General features: G+C 72.1%; 18 protein-coding genes. 12 read left to right on the top strand and 6 right to left on the bottom strand.

What is annotated here, in order from left to right; genetic code table 11:
- Window positions 1-85 precede the first annotated feature (85 nt).
- Window positions 86-2,665 carry a LuxR C-terminal-related transcriptional regulator gene (locus ACO0E0_RS01345; protein WP_422869603.1) on the top strand — a complete coding sequence of 860 codons (2,580 nt, stop codon included), beginning with the start codon at window positions 86-88 and terminating at the stop codon, window positions 2,663-2,665.
- 247 nt (window positions 2,666-2,912) lie between these two features.
- On the opposite strand, the gene ACO0E0_RS01340 is transcribed toward ACO0E0_RS01345, so the two are convergent.
- Window positions 2,913-3,278, bottom strand: coding sequence for a sterol carrier family protein (locus ACO0E0_RS01340; RefSeq protein ID WP_422869602.1), 366 nt, complete (start codon window positions 3,276-3,278; stop codon window positions 2,913-2,915).
- Window positions 3,279-3,335: 57 nt separating this feature from the next.
- Between ACO0E0_RS01340 and purD the strand changes: the two genes are divergently transcribed.
- The 3 genes from purD (at window position 3,336) to ACO0E0_RS01325 (ending at window position 5,897) form a co-directional block, all read left to right on the top strand.
- Window positions 3,336-4,604, top strand: coding sequence for a phosphoribosylamine--glycine ligase (purD, locus tag ACO0E0_RS01335; RefSeq protein WP_422869601.1), 1,269 nt, complete (start codon window positions 3,336-3,338; stop codon window positions 4,602-4,604).
- Window positions 4,601-5,485, top strand: coding sequence for a phosphoribosylaminoimidazolesuccinocarboxamide synthase (locus ACO0E0_RS01330; RefSeq protein WP_422869600.1), 885 nt, complete (start codon window positions 4,601-4,603; stop codon window positions 5,483-5,485). The genes purD and ACO0E0_RS01330 overlap by 4 nt, the downstream gene beginning before the upstream one ends.
- Window positions 5,486-5,573: 88 nt before the next feature.
- Window positions 5,574-5,897: a hypothetical protein gene (locus tag ACO0E0_RS01325; protein WP_422869599.1), complete on the top strand. Its 324-nt coding sequence runs from the start codon at window positions 5,574-5,576 to the stop codon at window positions 5,895-5,897.
- Window positions 5,898-6,092: 195 nt separating this feature from the next.
- Here the strand turns inward: ACO0E0_RS01325 and lepB are convergent, their stop codons facing one another.
- Window positions 6,093-6,758, bottom strand: coding sequence for a signal peptidase I (gene lepB / locus ACO0E0_RS01320; protein WP_422869598.1), 666 nt, complete (start codon window positions 6,756-6,758; stop codon window positions 6,093-6,095).
- Window positions 6,759-6,822: 64 nt separating this feature from the next.
- Here lepB and ACO0E0_RS01315 point away from each other — a divergent pair, with 64 nt between their 5' ends.
- From ACO0E0_RS01315 to ACO0E0_RS01305, 3 genes are all read left to right on the top strand, one after another.
- Window positions 6,823-7,665 (top strand): SDR family oxidoreductase, encoded by an 843-nt coding sequence (locus tag ACO0E0_RS01315; protein ID WP_422869597.1) that lies wholly within the window; start codon window positions 6,823-6,825, stop codon window positions 7,663-7,665.
- 53 nt (window positions 7,666-7,718) lie between these two features.
- Window positions 7,719-8,591 carry a VOC family protein gene (locus ACO0E0_RS01310; RefSeq protein WP_422869596.1) on the top strand — a complete coding sequence of 291 codons (873 nt, stop codon included), beginning with the start codon at window positions 7,719-7,721 and terminating at the stop codon, window positions 8,589-8,591.
- A gap of 86 nt (window positions 8,592-8,677) precedes the next feature.
- On the top strand, window positions 8,678-9,253 hold the full coding sequence (locus tag ACO0E0_RS01305) for a GNAT family N-acetyltransferase (RefSeq protein WP_422869595.1): 576 nt from the start codon (window positions 8,678-8,680) through the stop codon (window positions 9,251-9,253).
- A gap of 108 nt (window positions 9,254-9,361) precedes the next feature.
- On the opposite strand, the gene ACO0E0_RS01300 is transcribed toward ACO0E0_RS01305, so the two are convergent.
- A complete protein-coding gene (locus ACO0E0_RS01300) occupies window positions 9,362-10,903 on the bottom strand; it encodes a catalase (protein ID WP_422869594.1) in 1,542 nt (513 codons plus the stop codon).
- Complete coding sequence (locus tag ACO0E0_RS01295) at window positions 10,900-11,439, bottom strand: Fur family transcriptional regulator (protein ID WP_422869593.1); 540 nt, start codon at window positions 11,437-11,439, stop codon at window positions 10,900-10,902. The genes ACO0E0_RS01300 and ACO0E0_RS01295 overlap by 4 nt, the downstream gene beginning before the upstream one ends.
- 268 nt (window positions 11,440-11,707) lie before the next feature.
- On the opposite strand from ACO0E0_RS01295, the gene ACO0E0_RS01290 reads away from it, so the two are divergent.
- On the top strand, window positions 11,708-12,538 hold the full coding sequence (locus tag ACO0E0_RS01290) for a cytochrome c oxidase assembly protein (protein ID WP_422869592.1): 831 nt from the start codon (window positions 11,708-11,710) through the stop codon (window positions 12,536-12,538).
- 105 nt (window positions 12,539-12,643) lie between these two features.
- Here the strand turns inward: ACO0E0_RS01290 and ACO0E0_RS01285 are convergent, their stop codons facing one another.
- Together ACO0E0_RS01285 and ACO0E0_RS01280 are read right to left on the bottom strand one after the other, a co-directional pair.
- Window positions 12,644-14,284, bottom strand: coding sequence for a DHA2 family efflux MFS transporter permease subunit (locus ACO0E0_RS01285; RefSeq protein WP_422869591.1), 1,641 nt, complete (start codon window positions 14,282-14,284; stop codon window positions 12,644-12,646).
- The gene (locus tag ACO0E0_RS01280) at window positions 14,281-14,922 is read right to left on the bottom strand and encodes a PadR family transcriptional regulator (RefSeq protein ID WP_422869590.1); all 642 of its coding nucleotides are present in this window, start codon (window positions 14,920-14,922) and stop codon (window positions 14,281-14,283) included. The genes ACO0E0_RS01285 and ACO0E0_RS01280 overlap by 4 nt, the downstream gene beginning before the upstream one ends.
- A gap of 177 nt (window positions 14,923-15,099) precedes the next feature.
- On the opposite strand from ACO0E0_RS01280, the gene purS reads away from it, so the two are divergent.
- From purS to ACO0E0_RS01260, 4 genes are read left to right on the top strand one after another with little or no spacing between them, the layout of a single operon-like run.
- Window positions 15,100-15,351 carry a phosphoribosylformylglycinamidine synthase subunit PurS gene (gene purS, locus ACO0E0_RS01275; RefSeq protein ID WP_422869589.1) on the top strand — a complete coding sequence of 84 codons (252 nt, stop codon included), beginning with the start codon at window positions 15,100-15,102 and terminating at the stop codon, window positions 15,349-15,351.
- Window positions 15,351-16,046, top strand: coding sequence for a phosphoribosylformylglycinamidine synthase subunit PurQ (purQ, locus tag ACO0E0_RS01270; RefSeq protein ID WP_422869588.1), 696 nt, complete (start codon window positions 15,351-15,353; stop codon window positions 16,044-16,046). Before purS ends, purQ begins: the two co-directional genes overlap by 1 nt.
- Before the next feature lie 43 nt (window positions 16,047-16,089).
- Window positions 16,090-18,405, top strand: coding sequence for a phosphoribosylformylglycinamidine synthase subunit PurL (purL, locus tag ACO0E0_RS01265; RefSeq protein ID WP_422869587.1), 2,316 nt, complete (start codon window positions 16,090-16,092; stop codon window positions 18,403-18,405).
- Window positions 18,402-19,343 (top strand): 2-hydroxyacid dehydrogenase, encoded by a 942-nt coding sequence (locus ACO0E0_RS01260; protein WP_422869586.1) that lies wholly within the window; start codon window positions 18,402-18,404, stop codon window positions 19,341-19,343. Before purL ends, ACO0E0_RS01260 begins: the two co-directional genes overlap by 4 nt.
- Window positions 19,344-19,438 lie beyond the last annotated feature (95 nt).

Genomic DNA, 19,438 nt, shown 5'->3' with positions numbered 1-19,438 from the left:
GGGACGTCCCCCGACCTGTCGCGGGCCCGATCCGCAGAGGAGAATCGACCGGGATGCAGGTCCGCGCTGACAGGGAGGAGCGGTCGTGGTCGAACCGGTGCACGAAGCACGCCGTGACGCCATGTCCGCGCGCCTCGACGAGGCCGACCGGGACCACGTCCCTGCCCGTCTGGCGTGGCCGGTCGTCGCCCGTGTCGAGGAACGGCGAGCTGTCGCCGTCGTCGCCGAGCACCGATGGAGCGTCGCGATCGTCGGGTCCCCGGGACTCGGCAAGAGCACCATGGCCGACCGCGTGGTCGAGCGGGTCCTCCGCACCGACCCCCAGCGACCGCGCGTGCTGCACGTCACGGCGACCGGCATCGGGTCCGGGGCCCCGTTCGACGCCGCGGAGGTCGGCGCGGACGTCGGCCCGGACGTCGTCCTCCACGTCGACGACGCCGACCGCCTCGACCTCGTGGCCGCGCACGAGGTGGCCCGGCTCGTCCGGACCCAGGGCACCCGCATCGTGGTGACCTGTCGCGACTTCACCACGCTCGCCGAGCCGCTCCGCCGCCTCTGGCAGGACGACCTGCTCGAACGGATCGACCTCGCGCCCCTCGACCGGGCGGAGACCGAGCAGCTCCTGGTGCTCGCCCTCGACGGCCCGGTCGAGTCCGTGTCGATCGACCGGGTGCACCGCGCGACCCAGGGCAACCCGCTCTACCTCCGCGAGGTCGTCCGTGCCGCGATCGCGTCCGGCGCCCTCGACCGGACCACCTCGGGCTGGTACTGGCCCGGAAGGATCCGTGCGTCGAACAGCCTCGCCGACATGTACCGGACGGAGCTCGCGAAGCTGCCCGGCGACCTCCGCGACGTCGTGGACATCGTCGCCCTCGCCGACCCGATCCCGCTGTCCCGACTGCTCCGGCTCGTGGGGGACGGCGACGTCGACCGGGTCGCTGCGCTCGGACTCGTCACCGTCGACGTCGAGACCGCCAGCGACGGCACGCCGATGGTCCGCCCGTCGCACCCGCTCATCGGCGAGGTGATCCGGACGCTCGTGCCGATCGCTCGTCGGAGCCGGCTGTTCGAGCGCGCGAACGCGTTCCGCGCCGACTCCACCGTCGGCGCGCCACCCGCCGCTCGGCTCCGTGCCGCGCTGTGGGCCCTCGAGTGCGGCGTGCTGCCGCCGGCGGACCAGCTGCTCGACGCCGCGCAGGCCGCCGTCCGGATGCAGGAGTACGAGAGCGGCATCGCCCTGGCGTCGTCCGCGTTGTCGAGCGTGGACGTCCCGACCCGGGTGTCCGTCGCGGCCCGGTGCGCCCGGGCGGTCGCGCTGACCTTCAGTTCCGGCCGGGAATCCGCCAGACACGACGCCGAGGAGGCCTGGCGGGTCGCCCGCGCCGCCGCGGCGCAGTCCGCCGCCGGGACCGTCGAGGACACGCCGGCCGTCGAGGACGCGCTGGTCGTCGAGGCCGCGGAGGTCCTCGCGAACCTGCTCCAGTTCCACGACGACGACGTCGACCTCGCGCTCACCGTCGTCGACGAGGCCATGACCCTCGTCGGCGCGGACGCCCGCGAGCGCCTGCGGATCCTCCGGTTGACCCACCTCGGTTGGGGCGGCCGGTTCCCGGACGTGCTCGCCGAGGTCGACCGGTCCCGGGTCCTCGAGGCGGAGGCCGTCCCGTTCGGGTTCCTGGCCCTCGCACCGTGCGCCGTCATCGCCCTCGCGGTCGCCGGGCGCGTCCCGGAGTCGTACGCGCTCGCGTCCGCCGCGTTCCGGACGGCGAGCGCCAACGTCGCGGACGCGCCGTGGAGTCTCGGCGAGATCGCCTCGGTGCTGCACCAGGTCCAGATGTGGGCGGGCGACATCCCGGGGCTGACGACCGAGGTGGCCCGGCAGTCGGACCCGTTCTTCAAGTACGACTTCACGCTCGAGCTCATCGGCGGCGGCAACCTCGCGATCGCGGAACGCCGCTGGGCCGACGCCGAGACGGCCTTCCGCGCGGCCTGCGAGCGGTTCGAGGTGGCGGACCACGGCGGGTTCGCCGCGTACCCCTGGACCCGGTTGTCGTTCGCACTCGCGATGCTCGGCCGACCCGCCGAAGCCGGTGCGGCACTCGAACGGGCCAGGTCGATCCCGGTCCGCGGCATGCGGATCACCGCCGAGGAACTCCCGTCGACCACGGTCGTCGTCGAGCACCTCCTCGGGCACCCGCTCGCGCTCGAACACGCCCTGGAGATCGCCGAACGGTCCGAGCGGACCGGCGCCTGGCTCCCGGCCCTCTTCGCGCTGATGATGGTCTACGAGATGGCGAACGCCCAGGGGCGCGACGTCTCCGGGACCGTCGACCGGATCCAGACCGCGGCACGCCACGTCCAGACCCCGGTGGCGCGGGCGTACATCGCGCACATCGACGCACTCGAGCGCGGTGACATGGCGGCGTCTCGCGCCGCGCGGACCGAACTCGCCGAGTACGGGTTCCCGCTCACCGCGGCGCACCTCGGGCGGACGTTCCTGACGCGGCGCGAGTTCGAGGTCGCCGAGCTCGCGGGCGACGGACGCAGCAACCGGCAGATCGCGGACGAGCTGGGGCTGTCGGTCCGGACCGTCGACGCGCACATGTCCCGGATCTTCGCCAAGTGGGACATCCACTCGCGGTCCGAACTCGCCGACCTCGTCTGACGGATCCATCTGGCGCGGCGGGTCGCGGGCACGACCGGTACTCCCGTAGTGTGGTCATGGTCGCCGGGTTCGGACCCGTTCGGGTCGGGTCCGAATCCCGGCGGCTCCCTCAGCGTAGACAACCGGTTGCGGGGCGGCATCGGTAGGCGGTACCTAATTCGTCGTCCCGGTCTCCCGAACTCGCAGACTCCCGGTCTCCCAGGCTCCCGGCCTCCCCGGCTCCCGGACCTCCGGACTCGCCCGCGGCTCATGCCTCCGTCGGTCGCACCGGCAGGAACTCCGTCAGGTCCGCGCGGGATCCCGAGGCGCTCACCCGTGCCTGCCGGACCGCCTCGGTCCAGGTGAGCTCGCCGGTCGCGAGCGCGAGCCAGGTCCCGGCGTCCATCTCGACCACGTTCGGCGGGGTCCCGCGAGTGTGCCGCGGTCCCGGGACCGCCTGCACGGCCCCGAACGGCGGCACCCGGACCTCGACGCTGTTCCCGGGGACCGCAGCGGCGAGCGACTGCAGGAGGAACCGCACGGCGGTCGCGGTCGTCGGCCGGTCGATCGCACCCCGGCGGACCGCGTCGAGGGCGGCAGTCCCCTCGTCCGGGTCGATGATCCTGGCTGGCACCGCCCCAGGCTAGCCCGCGGGCTCGGGTGGATCCCACGCGCTCGGTAGGCTGGCCGCGTGCGTATCCTCGTCCTCGGTTCCGGTGCCCGTGAGCACGCGATCATCACGGCGCTCCTCGCGGAGCGCGCCGACCACGTCATCACCTGCGCACCCGGCAACGCCGGCATCGCGGCCGACGTCGAGACGGTCTCGCTCGACCCGTCGAACGGCGCGCTCGTCGCCGAGTACGCGATCGAGAACGGGATCGAGCTGGTCGTCGTCGGACCGGAGGCCCCGCTCATCGCCGGCGTCGCGGATGCGGTCCGCACACGCGGCATCGCCGTCTTCGGCCCGAGCCGGGCCGCCGCGCAGCTCGAGGGCTCCAAGGCCTTCGCCAAGCGCATCATGCAGGAGGCCGCGGTGCCGACCGGCAGGCCGGTGTCGGCCGCGTCGCTGGCCGAGGCCGAGTCCGCGCTGGACGAACTCGGTGCGCCGTACGTCGTCAAGGCCGACGGTCTCGCGGCGGGCAAGGGCGTCCTCGTGACGGAGGACCGCGGTGCCGCGGTCGAGCACGCCCGGTACTGGCTGCAGCACGGTCCGGTCGTGGTCGAGGAGTTCCTCGACGGAGAGGAGGTCTCGCTGTTCTTCCTGAGCGACGGCCACGACGTCCTCCCGCTCAGCCCGGCGCAGGACTACAAGCGCCTGTCGGACGGCGACGTCGGACCGAACACCGGCGGCATGGGGGCGTACTCTCCGCTGCCCTGGCTCGCCGACCGCTGGGAGTCCGAGCGGGAGTTCGTCGCCGAGGTCACCGACCTCGTCGCCCTCCCCACGATCCGCCGGCTCGAGCACGAGGGCACGCCGTTCGTCGGCCTCCTCTACTGCGGCCTGATCGTCACCGAGCAGGGGGTCCGGGTCATCGAGTTCAACGCGCGCTTCGGCGACCCCGAGACGCAGGTCGTCCTGCCCCGACTGGTGACCCCGCTGAGCGAGCTGCTGTACGCCGCCTCGACCGGCACCCTCGGCGAACGCCCGCTGCCGGAGTTCCATCCCCACGCCGGGGTGACCGTGGTGCTCGCGAGTGCCGGCTACCCGGAGGACCCGATCACCGGACGTCGGCTGACGGGTGTCGACGACGCGGCAGCGGTGGACGGGGTCAGCGTCCTGCACGCGGCGACGGCGCTCCTGGACGGTGAACTCGTCGCGACCGGTGGCCGGGTCCTCAGCGTCTCGGCGGTCGGCGACGACTTCCGGCAGGCCAGGGACCGCGCGTACGACGGGCTCGGACGCATCGGGCTCGAGGGCGGTCAGTTCCGCACCGACATCGCCCGGAAGGTCGTCCGATGAACGCAGGGATCCCGCTCGACGGCTGGGACCACGTCTACTCCGGCAAGGTCCGGGATCTCTACGTGCCGACCGGTGACACGCTCGCGACCGCGTCCGAGCTCCTCCTCGTCGCGAGCGACCGGGTGAGCGCGTACGACTTCATGCTCGAACCGCCGATCCCGGGCAAGGGCTCGATCCTCACCCGGCTGTCCCGGTTCTGGTTCGCGCAGCTCGCGGACGTCCCGAACCATCTGCTCCCGGACACCGCATCCGCCACACCCGTCCCGGACGAGGTCGCCGACCGGTCGATGCGCGTGATGCCGTTGGCGATGTACCCGGTCGAGTGCGTCGTGCGCGGCTACCTCGTCGGCAGCGGCTGGGCGGAGTACCAGGAGTCCGGCAGCGTCTGCGGCGTCGCGCTCCCCGCCGGTCTGTCGAACGGCGACCGTCTCCCCGAGCCGATCTACACACCGGCGTTCAAGGCCGAGCAGGGCGACCACGACGAGAACATCACGTTCGAGCAGACCGTGGAGCTCGTCGGGGAGTCGGTCGCCACGACGCTCCGCGACCTCGCGCTGCACGTCTACGAGACGGCCGCGGCGATCGCCCTCGCCCGCGGTGTCGTCATCGCCGACACGAAGTTCGAGTTCGGCCAGGACGCCGACGGGATCGTCCGGATCGCCGACGAGGTCCTGACGAGCGACTCGAGCCGCTACTGGGACGCGCACGTGGACACCGCGACCGGCGGTGGGGACCGAACGGCGTCGTTCGACAAGCAGATCGTCCGCGACTGGCTCAGCGCGAACTGGGACCGGCAGGGCGCGCCGCCGGTCCTGCCCGACGAGGTCGTCGCGACGACGGCGGCACGCTACGCGGAGCTGCTGGACCGCCTCGGCGCCTGACGCCGGCGCGGCCGGGCGACCACCGCCTCCAGGCCTGGGCGCCCGTTCGTCCAGCGTCGGCGTCGTCACGCCGACGTAGGCTGAGGGGGTGTTCCGTCGTTCCCTGTCCCTCACCGCGATCGTGCTCGTCGCCGGGACGGCCCTCACCGGGTGCGCCGTCCACGACAGCACCGGCCGGATCACCGTCGCGCTGAGCACCGACGCCGCGGCGGACCACCACTACCTGGTCGAGGTGTTCGACGCGCAGCACCAGATGGTCGAGCACCAGTCGATGCTCGGGGGTCAGACCGCGGACTTCGCCGGGGTCCCGCTGGGTGCGGTGACCGTCCGGGCGAAGGGCCTCTGCGCGGTGCACTCGACGGTCTCGTACGACGCGGTCGCCCACGTCCGCCTGGCGACGACGGGCTGCTGACCCCGGCGGTCGGTCCGGGCGGGTCCAAGCGGGTCCGGGCGGGTCCGGGCGGGTCCGGGCGAGGATGCACGATCGCGGGGTCGGAACGCTCTGGCACCCCGGTCCGCCGCATTCTCGACGTCGGCACCGGCTGGCGGCACCGGCTGGCGGCACCAGCTGGCGGCCCGGCACCAGCTGGCGGCCCGGGAGGCCCGGCTACGGCTTCGGGACGTCGGCGAACGTGTCCGGGAACCGCCCCAGCCAGGACCACCGCGACACCGGCCAGGAGATGACGAAGGCCCGCCCGATGACGTCGGACTCCGGCACCGTCCCGTGGAACCGGGAGTCCGCCGAGTTCCCGCGGTTGTCGCCCATCACCCAGACCTGCCCGGCGGGGACCGTGACGTCGAAGGACTTGCGGGACCGTTCCGCCGGCCCACCGGAGTAGATCGCGTACGGCTCGTCGAGCGCCGCGCCGTTCACGACCACGTGCCCACCGGCGTCGCAGCACGAGACGTGGTCGCCCGGGAGACCGATCACCCGCTTGATGAGGTCGTTCTTGCCGGTCGCGCCGATCCATCCGCCCGGGTCCTCGAACACGACGACGTCGCCCCGTTCGAGCCCGAACACCTTCGGCACGAGTTCGTTGACGATGACGCGGTCGTTGACCTGGAGCGTGTTCTCCATCGACCCGGACGGGATGAAGAACGACCGGATGACGAACGCCTTCACGACGAACGACACCAGGAGGGCCGCGACCACGATGATCACCACGTCGCGCAGGAACCGCAGGTTGCGGCTCCCCCCGGACCTCGACCGGCCGGTGCGCTCGTCACCGGGACCGGAGGGATCGCCGGGGGCGGGGTGGGAGAGCGCGGGCATGGACTCATCTTGGCGTAGTCCGGGTCGCTAGCCTGGGGATCCGATCCACGGGAGGACGACGACGTTGCTCGAGCACAGACCGATCGCACTGGTCACGGGAGTCGGCCGTCGCGCCGGCATCGGGGCCGCACTCGCCGAACGACTCGCGACGGACGGCTGGGACCTCGCCCTCAGCTGGTGGGGCCCCTACGACGAGCGGGTGCACGGCGCGGCGGACCCGGACGGCGTCGACGCCGTCGTCGAGCGTTGCACCTCCGCGGGGGCCCGCGTCGCGCGGCTCCCGGTCGACCTCGCCGACGCGGACCAGGCGAGCGGGATCGTCGGTCGGGCGTCGGCAGCGCTCGACGGGCCGGTCAGCGCGCTCGTCATGTCGCACTGCGAGTCCGTCGACTCCGACTTCGCGACGACGTCGGTCGCGGCGTTCGACCGGCACATCGCGGTGAACGCGCGGGCGCCGTTCCTGATGATCCAGGCCTACGCCGCCGCGCTCCGCACCGCAGCACACGACACGACCGCCGCAGCCGACACCGGCGCCGGACCCCGCGACACCGCCGCCGCGCCCCGCGCCGACCACCACCCCCGACGCATCATCGCCCTCACCAGCGACCACACCGTGCGGAACCTGCCCTACGGCACGAGCAAGGGCGCACTCGACCGCCTCGTCATCGCCGCGGCGACCGAGCTCGGCGACCTCGACGTCCGGGCGAACGTCCTGAACCCCGGACCGATCGACACCGGGTGGATGGACGACGCCGTCCGTGCGTCGGGGATCGCGTCCACCCCGGCCGGCCGCCTCGGGACCCCGTCGGACATCGCCGCGTACGTCGCGTTCCTCTGTTCCCCGGAGGGCGGGTGGATCAACGGCCAGCTCCTGTTCGCCGACGGCGGCTTCTCCGCGAAGGGGTGACCGACCGCGACCATTTAGTTGACGCGTCAACCAAATCGGCGCACACTGGTCGGATGACCTCCATCGACGCCGACCGGCTCGCCGCGTCCACCGGCATGGGCGCCGTCACGCTCCGCGTGGCGGACCTCGACCGGATGATCCGCTACTACCGCGACGGCGTCCGGCTCGAGCTCCTCACGCAGGACGGCGGCCGGGCGGTCCTCGGCCGGCGCACCGTGCCGGTCGTCGTCCTCGAGCACGCGCCAGAGATGCAGCACGCCTCCCCCGGTGCCGCCGGGCTGTTCAACACGGCCGTCCTCTTCGACACGCAGGCCGACCTCGCCGCATCGCTGTACTCCGTCGCGACGCAGTACCCCGACACGTTCAGCGGCAGCGCCGACCACCTCGTCAGCAACGCGTTCTACTTCGCCGACCCCGAGGGCAACGGCGTGGAGCTCTACTGGGACCGCGACCGCACCGAGTGGTCGTGGACGCACGGCATGGTCGACATGGCGACCGTGTACGTCGACCCGAACCGGTTCCTCCAGGAGAACCTGACCGAGGACGCGCTCGACCGTGCGACGAGCCGGCCCGGTCGCGTCGGGCACGTGCACCTGTCCGTCGGCGACGTCGCGAGCGCCCGTGCGTTCTACGTCGACGGCCTCGGGTTCGCCACGACGGCGGCGATGGGCGACCAGGCACTCTTCGTCAGCGCCGGCGGGTACCACCACCACATGGCGATGAACACGTGGAACTCGCGCGGGGCCGGTCGGCGGCAGCTCGGGCTCGGCCTCGGGCTCGTCCGCATCGAGGTCCCGACCGCCGACGACCTCGGCGCGCTGGGCGAGCGGATGCGGCACGTCGGCGTCGACGTCCGGGACGACGGCCGGACGGTCGGCTTCGAGGACCCGTGGGCGAACCGGATCGAGGTCACCACCGCCGCCTGAGCGCCGCACGTCCGGTGGACGGCCCGCGACACGGCCTGGAGGCACGGGGCCCGTCGACGCGCCGCGCGCTCCGGCAGGATGGTCGGGTGCACACCGCGACACCGTCAGACCTCCGCTGGACCGTCGTCCCCGAGGGCGAGCTCGGCCTCCCGGACCACGAGGCGATCGCGGGGATGCTCGCCCAGGTCCACCCGGACGACGACCACTGGTTCATCGGCGCCCGGAGCTGGTCGGGGATGCAGCCCGAACGACGGATCCTCGCCACGACGGAGGACGACGTCGTGGTCGCACACCTCGGCATCCGTCGGCTGTTCGTCACCGTCGGCGGACGAGACCTGCTCGTCGGGGCGGTCGGGCTCGTCGGGGTCGCGCCGCGGTGGCAGGGCAACGGCATCGGACGGGAGCTCCTCCGGCGCGCAGCCGACGAACTCGCCGCGCTCCGCGTGCCGTTCGGGCTCCTCGGGACCGGCGAGGACCGCATCCCGTTCTACGGGGCGGCGGGCTGGCGGCTGCTCGACACGGTCTCCACGTCCTCCTCGTCGTCGTCGGAGGGCGTCGGGCTGACGATCGTCGACGACGAGGGCTGGCTCGCGCTGCCGGTCGCGGCGCCGTTCGAGGACTGGCCGGCAGGCGACCTGCACTGGAACGCGCAGCAGGTCTGAGTTCCCAGCCCGCGCCGTCCTGCCCCGCCGCCCGCCCAGGCCGCGAGTGAGCAGCAATCGTCGAGCCGCGGCACTCCGGCCGACGATTGCTGCTCACTCGACGTGACGCTAGGCCTGCGCGACGCCCTGCTCGGCCCCGTGCCGCGTCTCGACGCCGACGGCCTCCGGGTCCTCGCCCGAACCCGGCGCGCTCGGCTGCACACCAGCCCGGACCTGCGCGCCGAGGTCGGCGTCGACGTTCGTCCAGTACTGGAAGATCCGCTCGAACAGCTCCGGCCGGGTGACCTTCGACACGTGGGCGACGATGTTCGCGACGAGTCGTTCGCGCTCGTCGTCGTCCAGGACCTCGCGCACCATGGTGCCGGCCTGGCCGAAGTCGTCGTCCTCGGCGTGCAGGGACGCGGCAGCCCGGACGAGCTCGCCGTCGTTCTCCCAACCGCCCGAGGTCGCACCGGCGGCCTGCGGATCGGCCGCCGCACCGCCGACGGAGTTCGGCGCGTAGACGGGGACCTCCTCCTGCTGGAAGTCGAACCGCATCGCGCCGTCCTGCGAGTACGAGTGCACCTCGTTCCTCGGGGCGTTCACCGGCAGCTGCGCGTAGTTCGTGCCGACGCGGTAGCGGTGCGCGTCGGCGTAGCTGAAGATGCGCGCGAGGAGCATCTTGTCCGGACTGGCAGCGATCCCGGGGACGAAGTTGGACGGCTCGAACGTCGCCTGCTCGATCTGCGCGAAGTAGTTCTCCGGGTTCTTGTCGAGCGTCATCGTGCCGACCTCGATGAGCGGGTAGTCGCCGTGCGGCCACACCTTCGTCAGGTCGAACGGGTTGAAGCGGTACCCGGCGGCGTCCGCGTACGGCATGACCTGCACCTTGAGCGTCCAGACCGGGTGGTCGCCGCGCTTGATCGCCTCGGAGAGGTCGCGGATGTGGAAGTCCGCGTCCTCGCCGGCGATCCGGTCGGCGTCCTCCTGCTGCAGGATCTCGATGCCCTGGTCCGAGATGAAGTGGTACTTGACCCAGAACCGTCCACCGTCGGCGTTCACCCACTGGTAGGTGTGCGAACCGTAGCCGTTCATCGTGCGCCAGCTCGCCGGGAGGCCGCGGTCGCCCATCAGCCAGGTCACCTGGTGCGCGGACTCCGGGGAGAGCGTCCAGAAGTCCCACTGCATGTCGTGGTTCCGGAGGTGCGTGCCGGGCAGGCGCTTCTGCGAGCGGATGAAGTCCGGGAACTTGATGCCGTCGCGGATGAAGAACACCGGGGTGTTGTTGCCGACGAGGTCGTAGTTGCCCTCGGTCGTGTAGAACTTCAGCGCGAATCCGCGCGGGTCGCGCCAGGTGTCCGGGGAGCCCTGCTCGCCGGCCACGGTGGAGAACCGGGCGAGCATCTCCGTCTCGACGCCGGGCTGCAGGAACGCGGCGCGGGTGTACGCGCTGACGTCGCCGGTGACGCGGAACGTCCCGAACGCGCCGCCGCCCTTGGCGTGCACGACACGCTCCGGGATCCGCTCGCGGTTGAACTGGGCGAGCTTCTCGACGAGGTAGTGGTCGTGCAGGGCGATCGCGCCGTCGCGGCCGACGCTCAGCGAGTGCTCGTCGCTGGCGACCGGGGCGCCGTTGTTGCTCGTGGTGATGGGTGCGTGCTGGTCGGTCATGCAGTCTCCTCAGGTGGTGGTTGACGATGCATCGGGTTGGTCTCGTGGGACTCGTCGGCGGCGCAGCGCTCGCAGAGCCCCCAGTAGGTGACCTCGGCGGTCGCGATGGTGAACCCGTTCGCGGTCGACGGGGTCAGGCACGGCGCGTGTCCGACCGCGCAGTCCACGTCCGCGATGGTGCCGCAGACCGTGCAGACGACGTGGTGGTGGTTGTCGCCGGTCCGGCGCTCGTACCGTGCTGCGGACCCGGCGGGCTCGATCCGGCGGAGGAGGCCCGCCCCGGCCAGTGCCCCGAGCACCAGGTACACGGACTGCAGCGGGGTCGTCGGGAGCTCCCGTCGGACACGGGCATGGACGTCGTCGGCGGTCAGGTGCGCGGCGTCCGGGCCGGCCGCCGTCCCGTCGCCGTTGCCGTCACCGCTGCCGTCGCCGCTGCCGTCGCCGCTCAGCGCCCGGAGCACCGCGAGGCGCTGGGACGTCACCCGGAGGCCCGCACCGCGCAACAGCGCCGGGAGGTCCTCGGTCGTCGTGTCCACCGCCCCAGTGAACCACGGAGAATTGAACGGATCAAAACAGCGGGGTGTCGTCCCGGTGACGCAGAGGTGCTCACGCGGCCACGACACCCCCGCCAGCCGCGCCCCCGGCCACCCGCGGGGCTGAACCGACTCTCACCAGGCCGGGCCGCGCCTCCCGTCCGGCCGGATCCACAATGGGACGAGCGAACCCGTCCGATCCTGGAGGCCCCCGACGCCAGTCCCCGCCGTCTTCTGGAGCATCTGGCACCTCGACTCGGTCGCCGCGGCGATGATCGTCGTCGCCGCGTTCGTGTACGGGCGGTGGATCGTCGTCGCTCGACGACGCGGACATCGCTGGCCGATCGTCCGGACGCTCGGGTTCGTCGCCGCGCTCGTGCTCTTCGGCGTCCTGCAGTTCGGGATCGTCGGCCGGTACGACCAGGAGCTCCGGTGGGCGTTCACGCTGCGGCTCGCACTGCTCCTGTTCGCGGTGCCGACGTTCGCGGCCCTCGGCGCGCCGATCGCGCTCGTCCGGCTCGGTGCCGGGCCCGCGACCGTCGCCCGGGTCGACGCCGCCCTGCACGCATGGCCCGTTCGCCTGCTCGGGAACGCGATCGTCGCGCCGCTGGTCGCGCTCGCGATGTTCGCCGTGCTCCTGACCCCGGCGTCCGCGGTCATCCGCGAGTCCTCGGCGTGGGCGGTCGCGATCACGGTGCTCGTGCCGGTGCTCGGGTTCGCGCTCATCGCGCCACTGTCCGAGCCCGCGGTGCTGCGGTCGAGCACGTTCGTGACGGCGGAGTTCCTGCTCGCGTTCGTCGAGCTGATCCTCGACGCGATCCCCGGCATCGTGCTGCGGATCACGGGGACGGTCCTCGACGGCGTGACCGCGCGGGCCGTCGGTCCGTCGTGGTTCCCGACCGCGCTCCGGGACCAGCACCTGGCCGGGGACCTGCTGTGGTTCATCGCGGAGGTCGCCGACATCCCGGTGCTGATCACGCTGTTCGTCCGGTGGCAGCGGACCGACCGGCACGAGGCCCGGGCCGTCGACGAGCTCTCCGACGAGGAGGTCGAGGCCCTGACCCGCGAGCACCTGTCCCGAGGCCGGCGAGGGCCAGCCTGACGGAACAGGACACGGCCCTCCGGACGAGACACCGCCGTGCCGCGCGGTGCCCTGGGCGGAGGGCGGTGTCGTCCGCGGGCGGTGTCGTCCGGGGGGACGGGGCAGCTACTCCGCCGCGTGCCGACCGGCGTGGGACTCGGCGGCGAGTTCGGCCGCCGGGGAGGTCGGTGCCGGAGCGGCAGCGTGGGACGCGTGGTGCTCCGGGGCAGCCGGGGCCTCGGCACCGGCGGGCGTCGCGCCCCACGACACCGGTTGCGGCTTGGCGAAGAACACGGCCGCGACGACCGCGACGATGATGACCGCCGCGGGGAGCAGGAGGGCCTCGCCCATGGAGGTCGAGAACGGCCCGTGCAGGAACGACGGCAGGACGCCGAGCGAGCTGGTCGCGCCGTCGGAGCCCGTCGCGGCACCCCCGGTCGACCCACCCCGCGCGGGGAAGTTCGCCGTGATCCGGGCCTCCATGACGGCCGCGATCGCCGCCGAGCCGAGCACCGCCCCGACCTGCCTCGTGGTGTTGTACACGCCGGCTCCGGCACCCGCCAGCCGGGGCGGGAGGTTCCGGGTCGCGGCGACCGAGAGCGGCCCCCACATCGCGCCGGACCCGATGCCGAGGAGGACCGCGGGGGCGATGACGTCGTACCACGGGGCGTTGCCGCGGACGACGGCCGACAGCCAGAACAGCCCGCCGGAGAAGAACACCAGCCCGATGGTGGCCACCCAGCGCGGGTTCCAGCGGTGCAGGTTCTTGCCGACCACCGGGGCGACGCCCATCGAGACGACGGCCATCGGCGTGAGCAGCAGTGCCGAGGTCGTCGGCGAGAAGCCCTTGACGTCCTGCGCCCAGAGGATGAGCGGCAGCGCGAACGACGAGATCGACAGGCCGACCGCCGTGATCGCGATGTTGGCGAGCGAGAAGTTCCGGTCCTTGAAGAGCCCGAGCGGCAGGAGCGGATCGCGCTTCTGGAACCGCTGCCAGAGCACGAACAGCACGAGCACGACGATCCCGGCGATGATCATCCCCGGGACCGTGATCGGTCCGGTGATGGTCCCCCAGTCGTAGGTCTCGCCCTCCTGGATGCCGAAGACGAGGAGGAACATGCCCGCCGCGGACAGGAACACCCCGAGCCAGTCGAACGAGTGCGCGTGCGTCTCGAACTGCGGGACGAGGCGCACGGCGAGGACGAATGCGACGATGCCGACGGGCACGTTGACGAAGAAGATCCACTCCCAGCCGAGCGCGTCGACGAGCAGCCCGCCGGCGATCGGTCCGACGAGCGTCGCGACCCCGGCGACGGCGCCCCAGAGGCCCATCGCCGCGCCGCGCTTGTCCGGCGGGAACATCCGGGTGATGACGGCCATGGTCTGCGGTGTCATGAGCGCGGCGCCGAGCCCCTGCACGACGCGCGCGACGATGAGCATCTCGATGTTCCCGGCGAACCCGCACCAGAGCGACGAGAGCGTGAACACCGCGAGTCCGACGAGGTACAGGTTCTTCGGGCCGAAGCGGTCGCCGAGTCGGCCGGTGACGAGCAGCGGCACGGCGTACGCGAGCAGGTACGCGCTGGTGACCCAGATGACGGCGTTGATGTCGGCGTCGAGCTTGGTGGAGATCGTCGGGATCGCGACGGACACGATCGTGGAGTCGACGAGGATCATGAAGAACCCGATGACGAGCGCCCAGAGCGCGGGCCAGGGCTTCCGCTCGACGATCATGCCCCCGGGGAGCGACGGAGTGGTGGTGGTCATCGAGTGGTTGCTTTCTGGGAGTGGTGCATGGGACCGGCAGCGTGGTGGTACCAGGCCGGGCTGTGTTCGGGGAGGGCGGGACCGTCCCAGGGGAGGTCGCCCGTGCGGAGGCGGTCGACGAGGACCCGCAACCACTCGATCTGTGCGGCGAGCATGGCATGGACGTACGACACGTCGAGCCAGTAGCGCTCCGCGAGCTCCTTGCCGCGGACGTCGTCGAGGCCCTCGTGGTGGAACGCTCGCTCCGACTCGAGTGCGTCGATGCGCAGCTCGAGCGCCCGGACCGCGTCGAGCACCGGGAGGTTCTCGAGCTCGCCGAGCGCCAGGTGGAACACCGGGAACTCCTCGGCCGGCTCCGCGACGAGTCGGAACAGGCCGTCGCGGAGCACGGTGCGTCCGGCGTCCGTGATCGCGTAGGTGGTGCGCTCCGGGCGGTTGCCCTGTCGATCCGTCCCGGTCTCGACCGCGTAGCCGAGCTCGGTGAGACGTCCGACCTGGTGGTAGAGCGTCCCCGGTCGGACCTTGACGTTCCGGTCGTCGCCCCGGGCGATCATCGTCTGGAACATCTCGTACGGGTGCATCGGCGCCTCGGCGAGCAGTCCGAGCGCGGAGAACGCGAGTGGCGTGAGTTCCGGCACCGATCCTCCAGTCCGATTGTTCCGACGTGACTATTCCATGTGGAACATACGCCTCGACGGACCAGGACGCAAGCGCAACCGACGCCGGACTGGAGGCGCTGCCGGCGCCCGGCGCGCCGGCGCGCGCCCCGTAGACTGGTCCGGTCCCTTCCCCCCATCTGCGCTGGAGTGAACAAGGTGCCAACCATCGTCGTCGAGGTCATGCCGAAGGCCGAGATCCTCGACCCCCAGGGCAAGGCCGTCGGCAATGCCCTCGCACGGCTCGGCAAGGCCGACCTCACGGACGTCCGGATCGGCAAGCGCTTCGAGGTCCGGGTCGACGGCCCGGTCGACGACGCCGTGCTCGCCGAGGTCCGCGAGCTCGCGGTCGACGTCTTCTCGAACGCCGTGATCGAGGACGTCGTCAGCGTCAGCGTCGAAGGCGCCTGATGCGCATCGGCGTCATCACGTTCCCGGGTTCGCTCGACGACCGCGACGCCCAGCGTGCGGTCCGACTGGCCGGTGGCGATCCCGTCGCGCTCTGGCACGGCGACCACGACCTGCAGGGCGTCGACGCGATCGTCCTGCCCGGCGGGTTCTCGTACGGCGACTACCTCCGCGCCGGCGCCATCGCCGCGAAGGCCCCGATCATGGCCGAGGTCATCGACGCCGCGGGCCGGGGTGTGCCCGTGCTCGGCATCTGCAACGGGTTCCAGATGCTCGCCGAGGCCCGCCTGGTCCCCGGGGCGCACACCCGGAACGCGCACCAGCAGTTCATCCGACGCGACCAGCGACTCGTCGTCGAGAACGCGGACACCGCATGGACGACCGGGTTCGCGAAGGGCCAGGAGATCACGATCCCGCTGAAGAACGCCGACGGCCGGTTCGTTGCGGACGCCGAGACGATCAAGCGCATCGAGGGGCAGGGGCAGGTGGTGTTCCGCTACGCGGGCGTCAACCCGAACGGCTCCATCGACGACATCGCGGGCGTCGCGAACGAGCGCGGGAACGTCGTCGGCCTGATGCCGCACCCCGAGCACGCCACCGAGCCCGGGTTCGGCCCGGACACCCCCGCCGCGATGTCCTCCGGGACCGACGGCCTCATCTTCTTCACCTCGGTCATCGCGTCGACGCTCGTCAAGTGACGAGCGGACCGGACCGGCAGCAGCGACCAGGAGCGACCCACCAGTGACCTACACGCCCCCCGCCCCCGACACCGTCCAGGACGCCGCGGCCAGGCCGGACAAGGAGCAGCCGTACGAAGCGCTCGGGCTGAAGGCCGACGAGTACGCCAAGATCAAGGAGATCCTCGGCCGCCGCCCCACGTCGGGCGAACTCGCGATGTACTCCGTCATGTGGAGCGAGCACTGCTCCTACAAGTCGAGCAAGAACCACCTGCGGCAGTTCGGCGAGAAGGTCACGCCGGAGATGACGAAGAACCTGATGGTCGGCATGGGCGAGAACGCCGGCGTGGTCGACGTCGGCAACGGCTACGCGGTCACGTTCAAGGTCGAGTCGCACAACCACCCCTCCTACGTCGAGCCGTTCCAGGGTGCGGCCACGGGTGTCGGCGGCATCGTCCGCGACATCATCTCGATGGGCGCCCGCCCGGTCGCCGTGATGGACCAGCTCCGCTTCGGCGCGATCGACGCCGAGGACACCCAGCGCGTCGTGCACGGCGTCGTCGGCGGCATCTCGTTCTACGGCAACTGCCTCGGCCTGCCGAACATCGGCGGCGAGACGTACTTCGACCCGATCTACCAGGGCAACCCGCTCGTGAACGCACTCGCGGTCGGCGTGCTCCGGCACGAGGACCTGCACCTGGCGAACGCCTCGGGCACCGGCAACAAGATCGTGCTCTTCGGCGCGCGCACCGGCGGCGACGGCATCGGCGGCGCCTCGATCCTCGCCTCCGACACGTTCACCGAGGGCGGCCCGACGAAGCGCCCGGCGGTCCAGGTGGGCGACCCGTTCGCCGAGAAGGTGCTCATCGAGTGCTGCCTCGAGCTGTTCCGGGACGAGCTCGTCGAGGGCATCCAGGACCTCGGTGCCGCCGGGATCTCCTGTGCGACGAGCGAACTCGCGAGCAACGGCGACGGCGGGATGCACATCTCGCTCGACGACGTCCTGCTCCGCGACCCGACCCTCACCGCCGAGGAGATCCTGATGTCGGAGAGCCAGGAACGGATGATGGCGGTCGTCCAGCCGGCCAAGCTCGACGCGTTCATGGCGGTCGTCGACAAGTGGGAGGTCGAGACGAGCGTCCTCGGCGAGGTCACCGGCACCGGACGCCTGGTCATCGACTGGCAGGGTCAGGAGATCGTCAACGTCGACCCCCGCACGGTCGCGGTCGACGGTCCCGTGTACGACCGCCCGGTCGCCTACCCGACGTGGATCGACGCGCTGCAGGCGGACGACGCCTCCGGTCTCGACCGTCCGGACACCGGTGACGACATCCGGGACCAGTTCCTCCGGCTGCTCGGCTCCCCGAACCTGGCGAGCAAGGACTGGGTGACGAACCAGTACGACACGTACGTCCTCGGCAACACCGCGCTGAGCTTCCCCGACGACGGCGGCATGATCCGCGTCGACGAGGAGACCGGGCTCGGCGTCGCGATCGCCACGGACGCCAACGGCCGCTACTGCCACCTCGACCCGCGCCAGGGCGCACGGCTCGCCCTCGCCGAGGCCTACCGGAACGTCGCCGTGACGGGTGCGATCCCCGCAGCGGTCACCGACTGCCTGAACTTCGGCTCCCCGGAGGACCCCGAGGTCATGTGGCAGTTCGCCCAGGCCGTCGAGGGGCTCGCGGACGGCTGCATGGAGCTCGGCATCCCGGTCACCGGCGGCAACGTGTCGTTCTACAACCAGACCGGCACCACCCCGATCCACCCGACCCCCGTCGTCGGCGTGCTCGGGGTCATCGACGACGTCGCCCGGCGGATCCCCTCCGGCTGGCAGGACGACGGCAACAACATCTACCTGCTCGGCACGACGGCGCTCGAACTGGACGGCTCGGCCTGGGCCGGCACTGTGCATGGGCACCTCGGCGGCCGTCCGCCGCGCCTCGACCTCGCTCGCGAGAAGGACCTCGCCGTCCTGCTGCAGGTGGCGGGGGCCGAGCAGCTCCTGACGAGCGCACACGACCTCGCGGACGGCGGTCTCGGACAGTCCCTCGCCGAGTCCGTCCTCCGGTTCGGCGTCGGAGCCCGGGTGGTGCTCGACGAGCTCGAGGACCGCGACGGCGTCGACACCGCGACCGCGCTGTTCTCCGAGTCGACCGGTCGCGTGATCGTCACGGTGCGGCGCGAGGACGACGTCCGGTTCCAGAAGCTCTGCGACGTCCGCGGGTTCCCGGTCCTCCGGATCGGCGTCACGGACGCGGTGTCGGACGCGCTCGAGGTCCAGGGTGTGTTCACCGCGACGACGTCCGAGCTCCGCGACGCCCACACCGGCACCTTGCCGGCACGCTTCGGAGCGGTCATCGGCGAGCCCGCCGCATGAGCGAGCGGCTGCTCGTCACGCTGCCGTTCCAGGAGCTCGTCGACCGGTTCGGCCCGGTACCCGACGGCGTCGAGCTCGGGGTGTGGGACATGGACGCGCCGCACCCGGAGCCCGAGCGGGTCCGGATCGCGACGCTGCCGTTCTTCTTCCGGGGCGGACGACGCTGGGGGCACGTCGAGGCCCTGCCGGACCTCGCACTCCTCCAGCTGCCGAGCGCCGGGTACGAGCACGCCCTGCCGCACGTCCCCGAGCACGCGGTGCTCGCGAACGGCCGCGGCATCCACGACGACGAGACCGCCGAGCTGGCCCTCGCGATCACCCTCGCCTCGTTCCGTCAGGTCGACACGTTCGCGATCGACCGGACGCACGAGGTCTGGGACACCCGTCCGTCGCGCTCCCTGGCCGAGCGGCACGTGCTCGTGGTCGGACACGGCGCGATCGGCAAGGAGATCGCCGACCGCTTCGACGCGTTCAAGACGCACGCCACCGTGGTCGCCCGGACCGCTCGCCACCAGGACGGCCGCGACGTCCGGGCGTTCGCGGACCTGCCGTCGCTGCTCCCCTCCGCCGAGGTCGTCGTGCTCATCACACCGCTCACCCCGGAGACCGAGGGGATGGTCGACGCGGCGTTCCTCGCAGCGCTGCCGGACGGCGCGCTCGTCGTGAACATGTCCCGCGGCAAGGTCGTCGACACCGACGCGCTCGTGGCCGAGCTGACCTCCGGACGGCTCCACGCGGGGCTCGACGTCACCGACCCGGAGCCCCTGCCCGCCGGGCACGCGCTCTGGACGACCCCGAACACCGTCCTCACGCCGCACGTCGGCGGGAACACCGACCTGAGCGTCCCGCGCACCATCGAGCTCGTCCGCCGCCAGGCCGCGGCACTCGTCGAGGGTCGGCCGTTCGAGAACGTGGTGACGGCGCCGACCGCAGTCTGACGCGGCCCGCCTGCCGGGCTGCGGTCGTGCCTCCCGTCCGCGGTCCGGTCTGGAGGCGCGGCCGACGTCCGTCTCGCCCGCCCGGCCCGGTACGG

This window comes from Curtobacterium phyllosphaerae (assembly GCF_049341865.1).
Lineage (GTDB): Bacteria > Actinomycetota > Actinomycetes > Actinomycetales > Microbacteriaceae > Curtobacterium > Curtobacterium phyllosphaerae.
The sequence above is the reverse complement of the archived record's forward strand: the minus strand, read 5'-3'. Positions and strand labels throughout refer to the sequence as shown.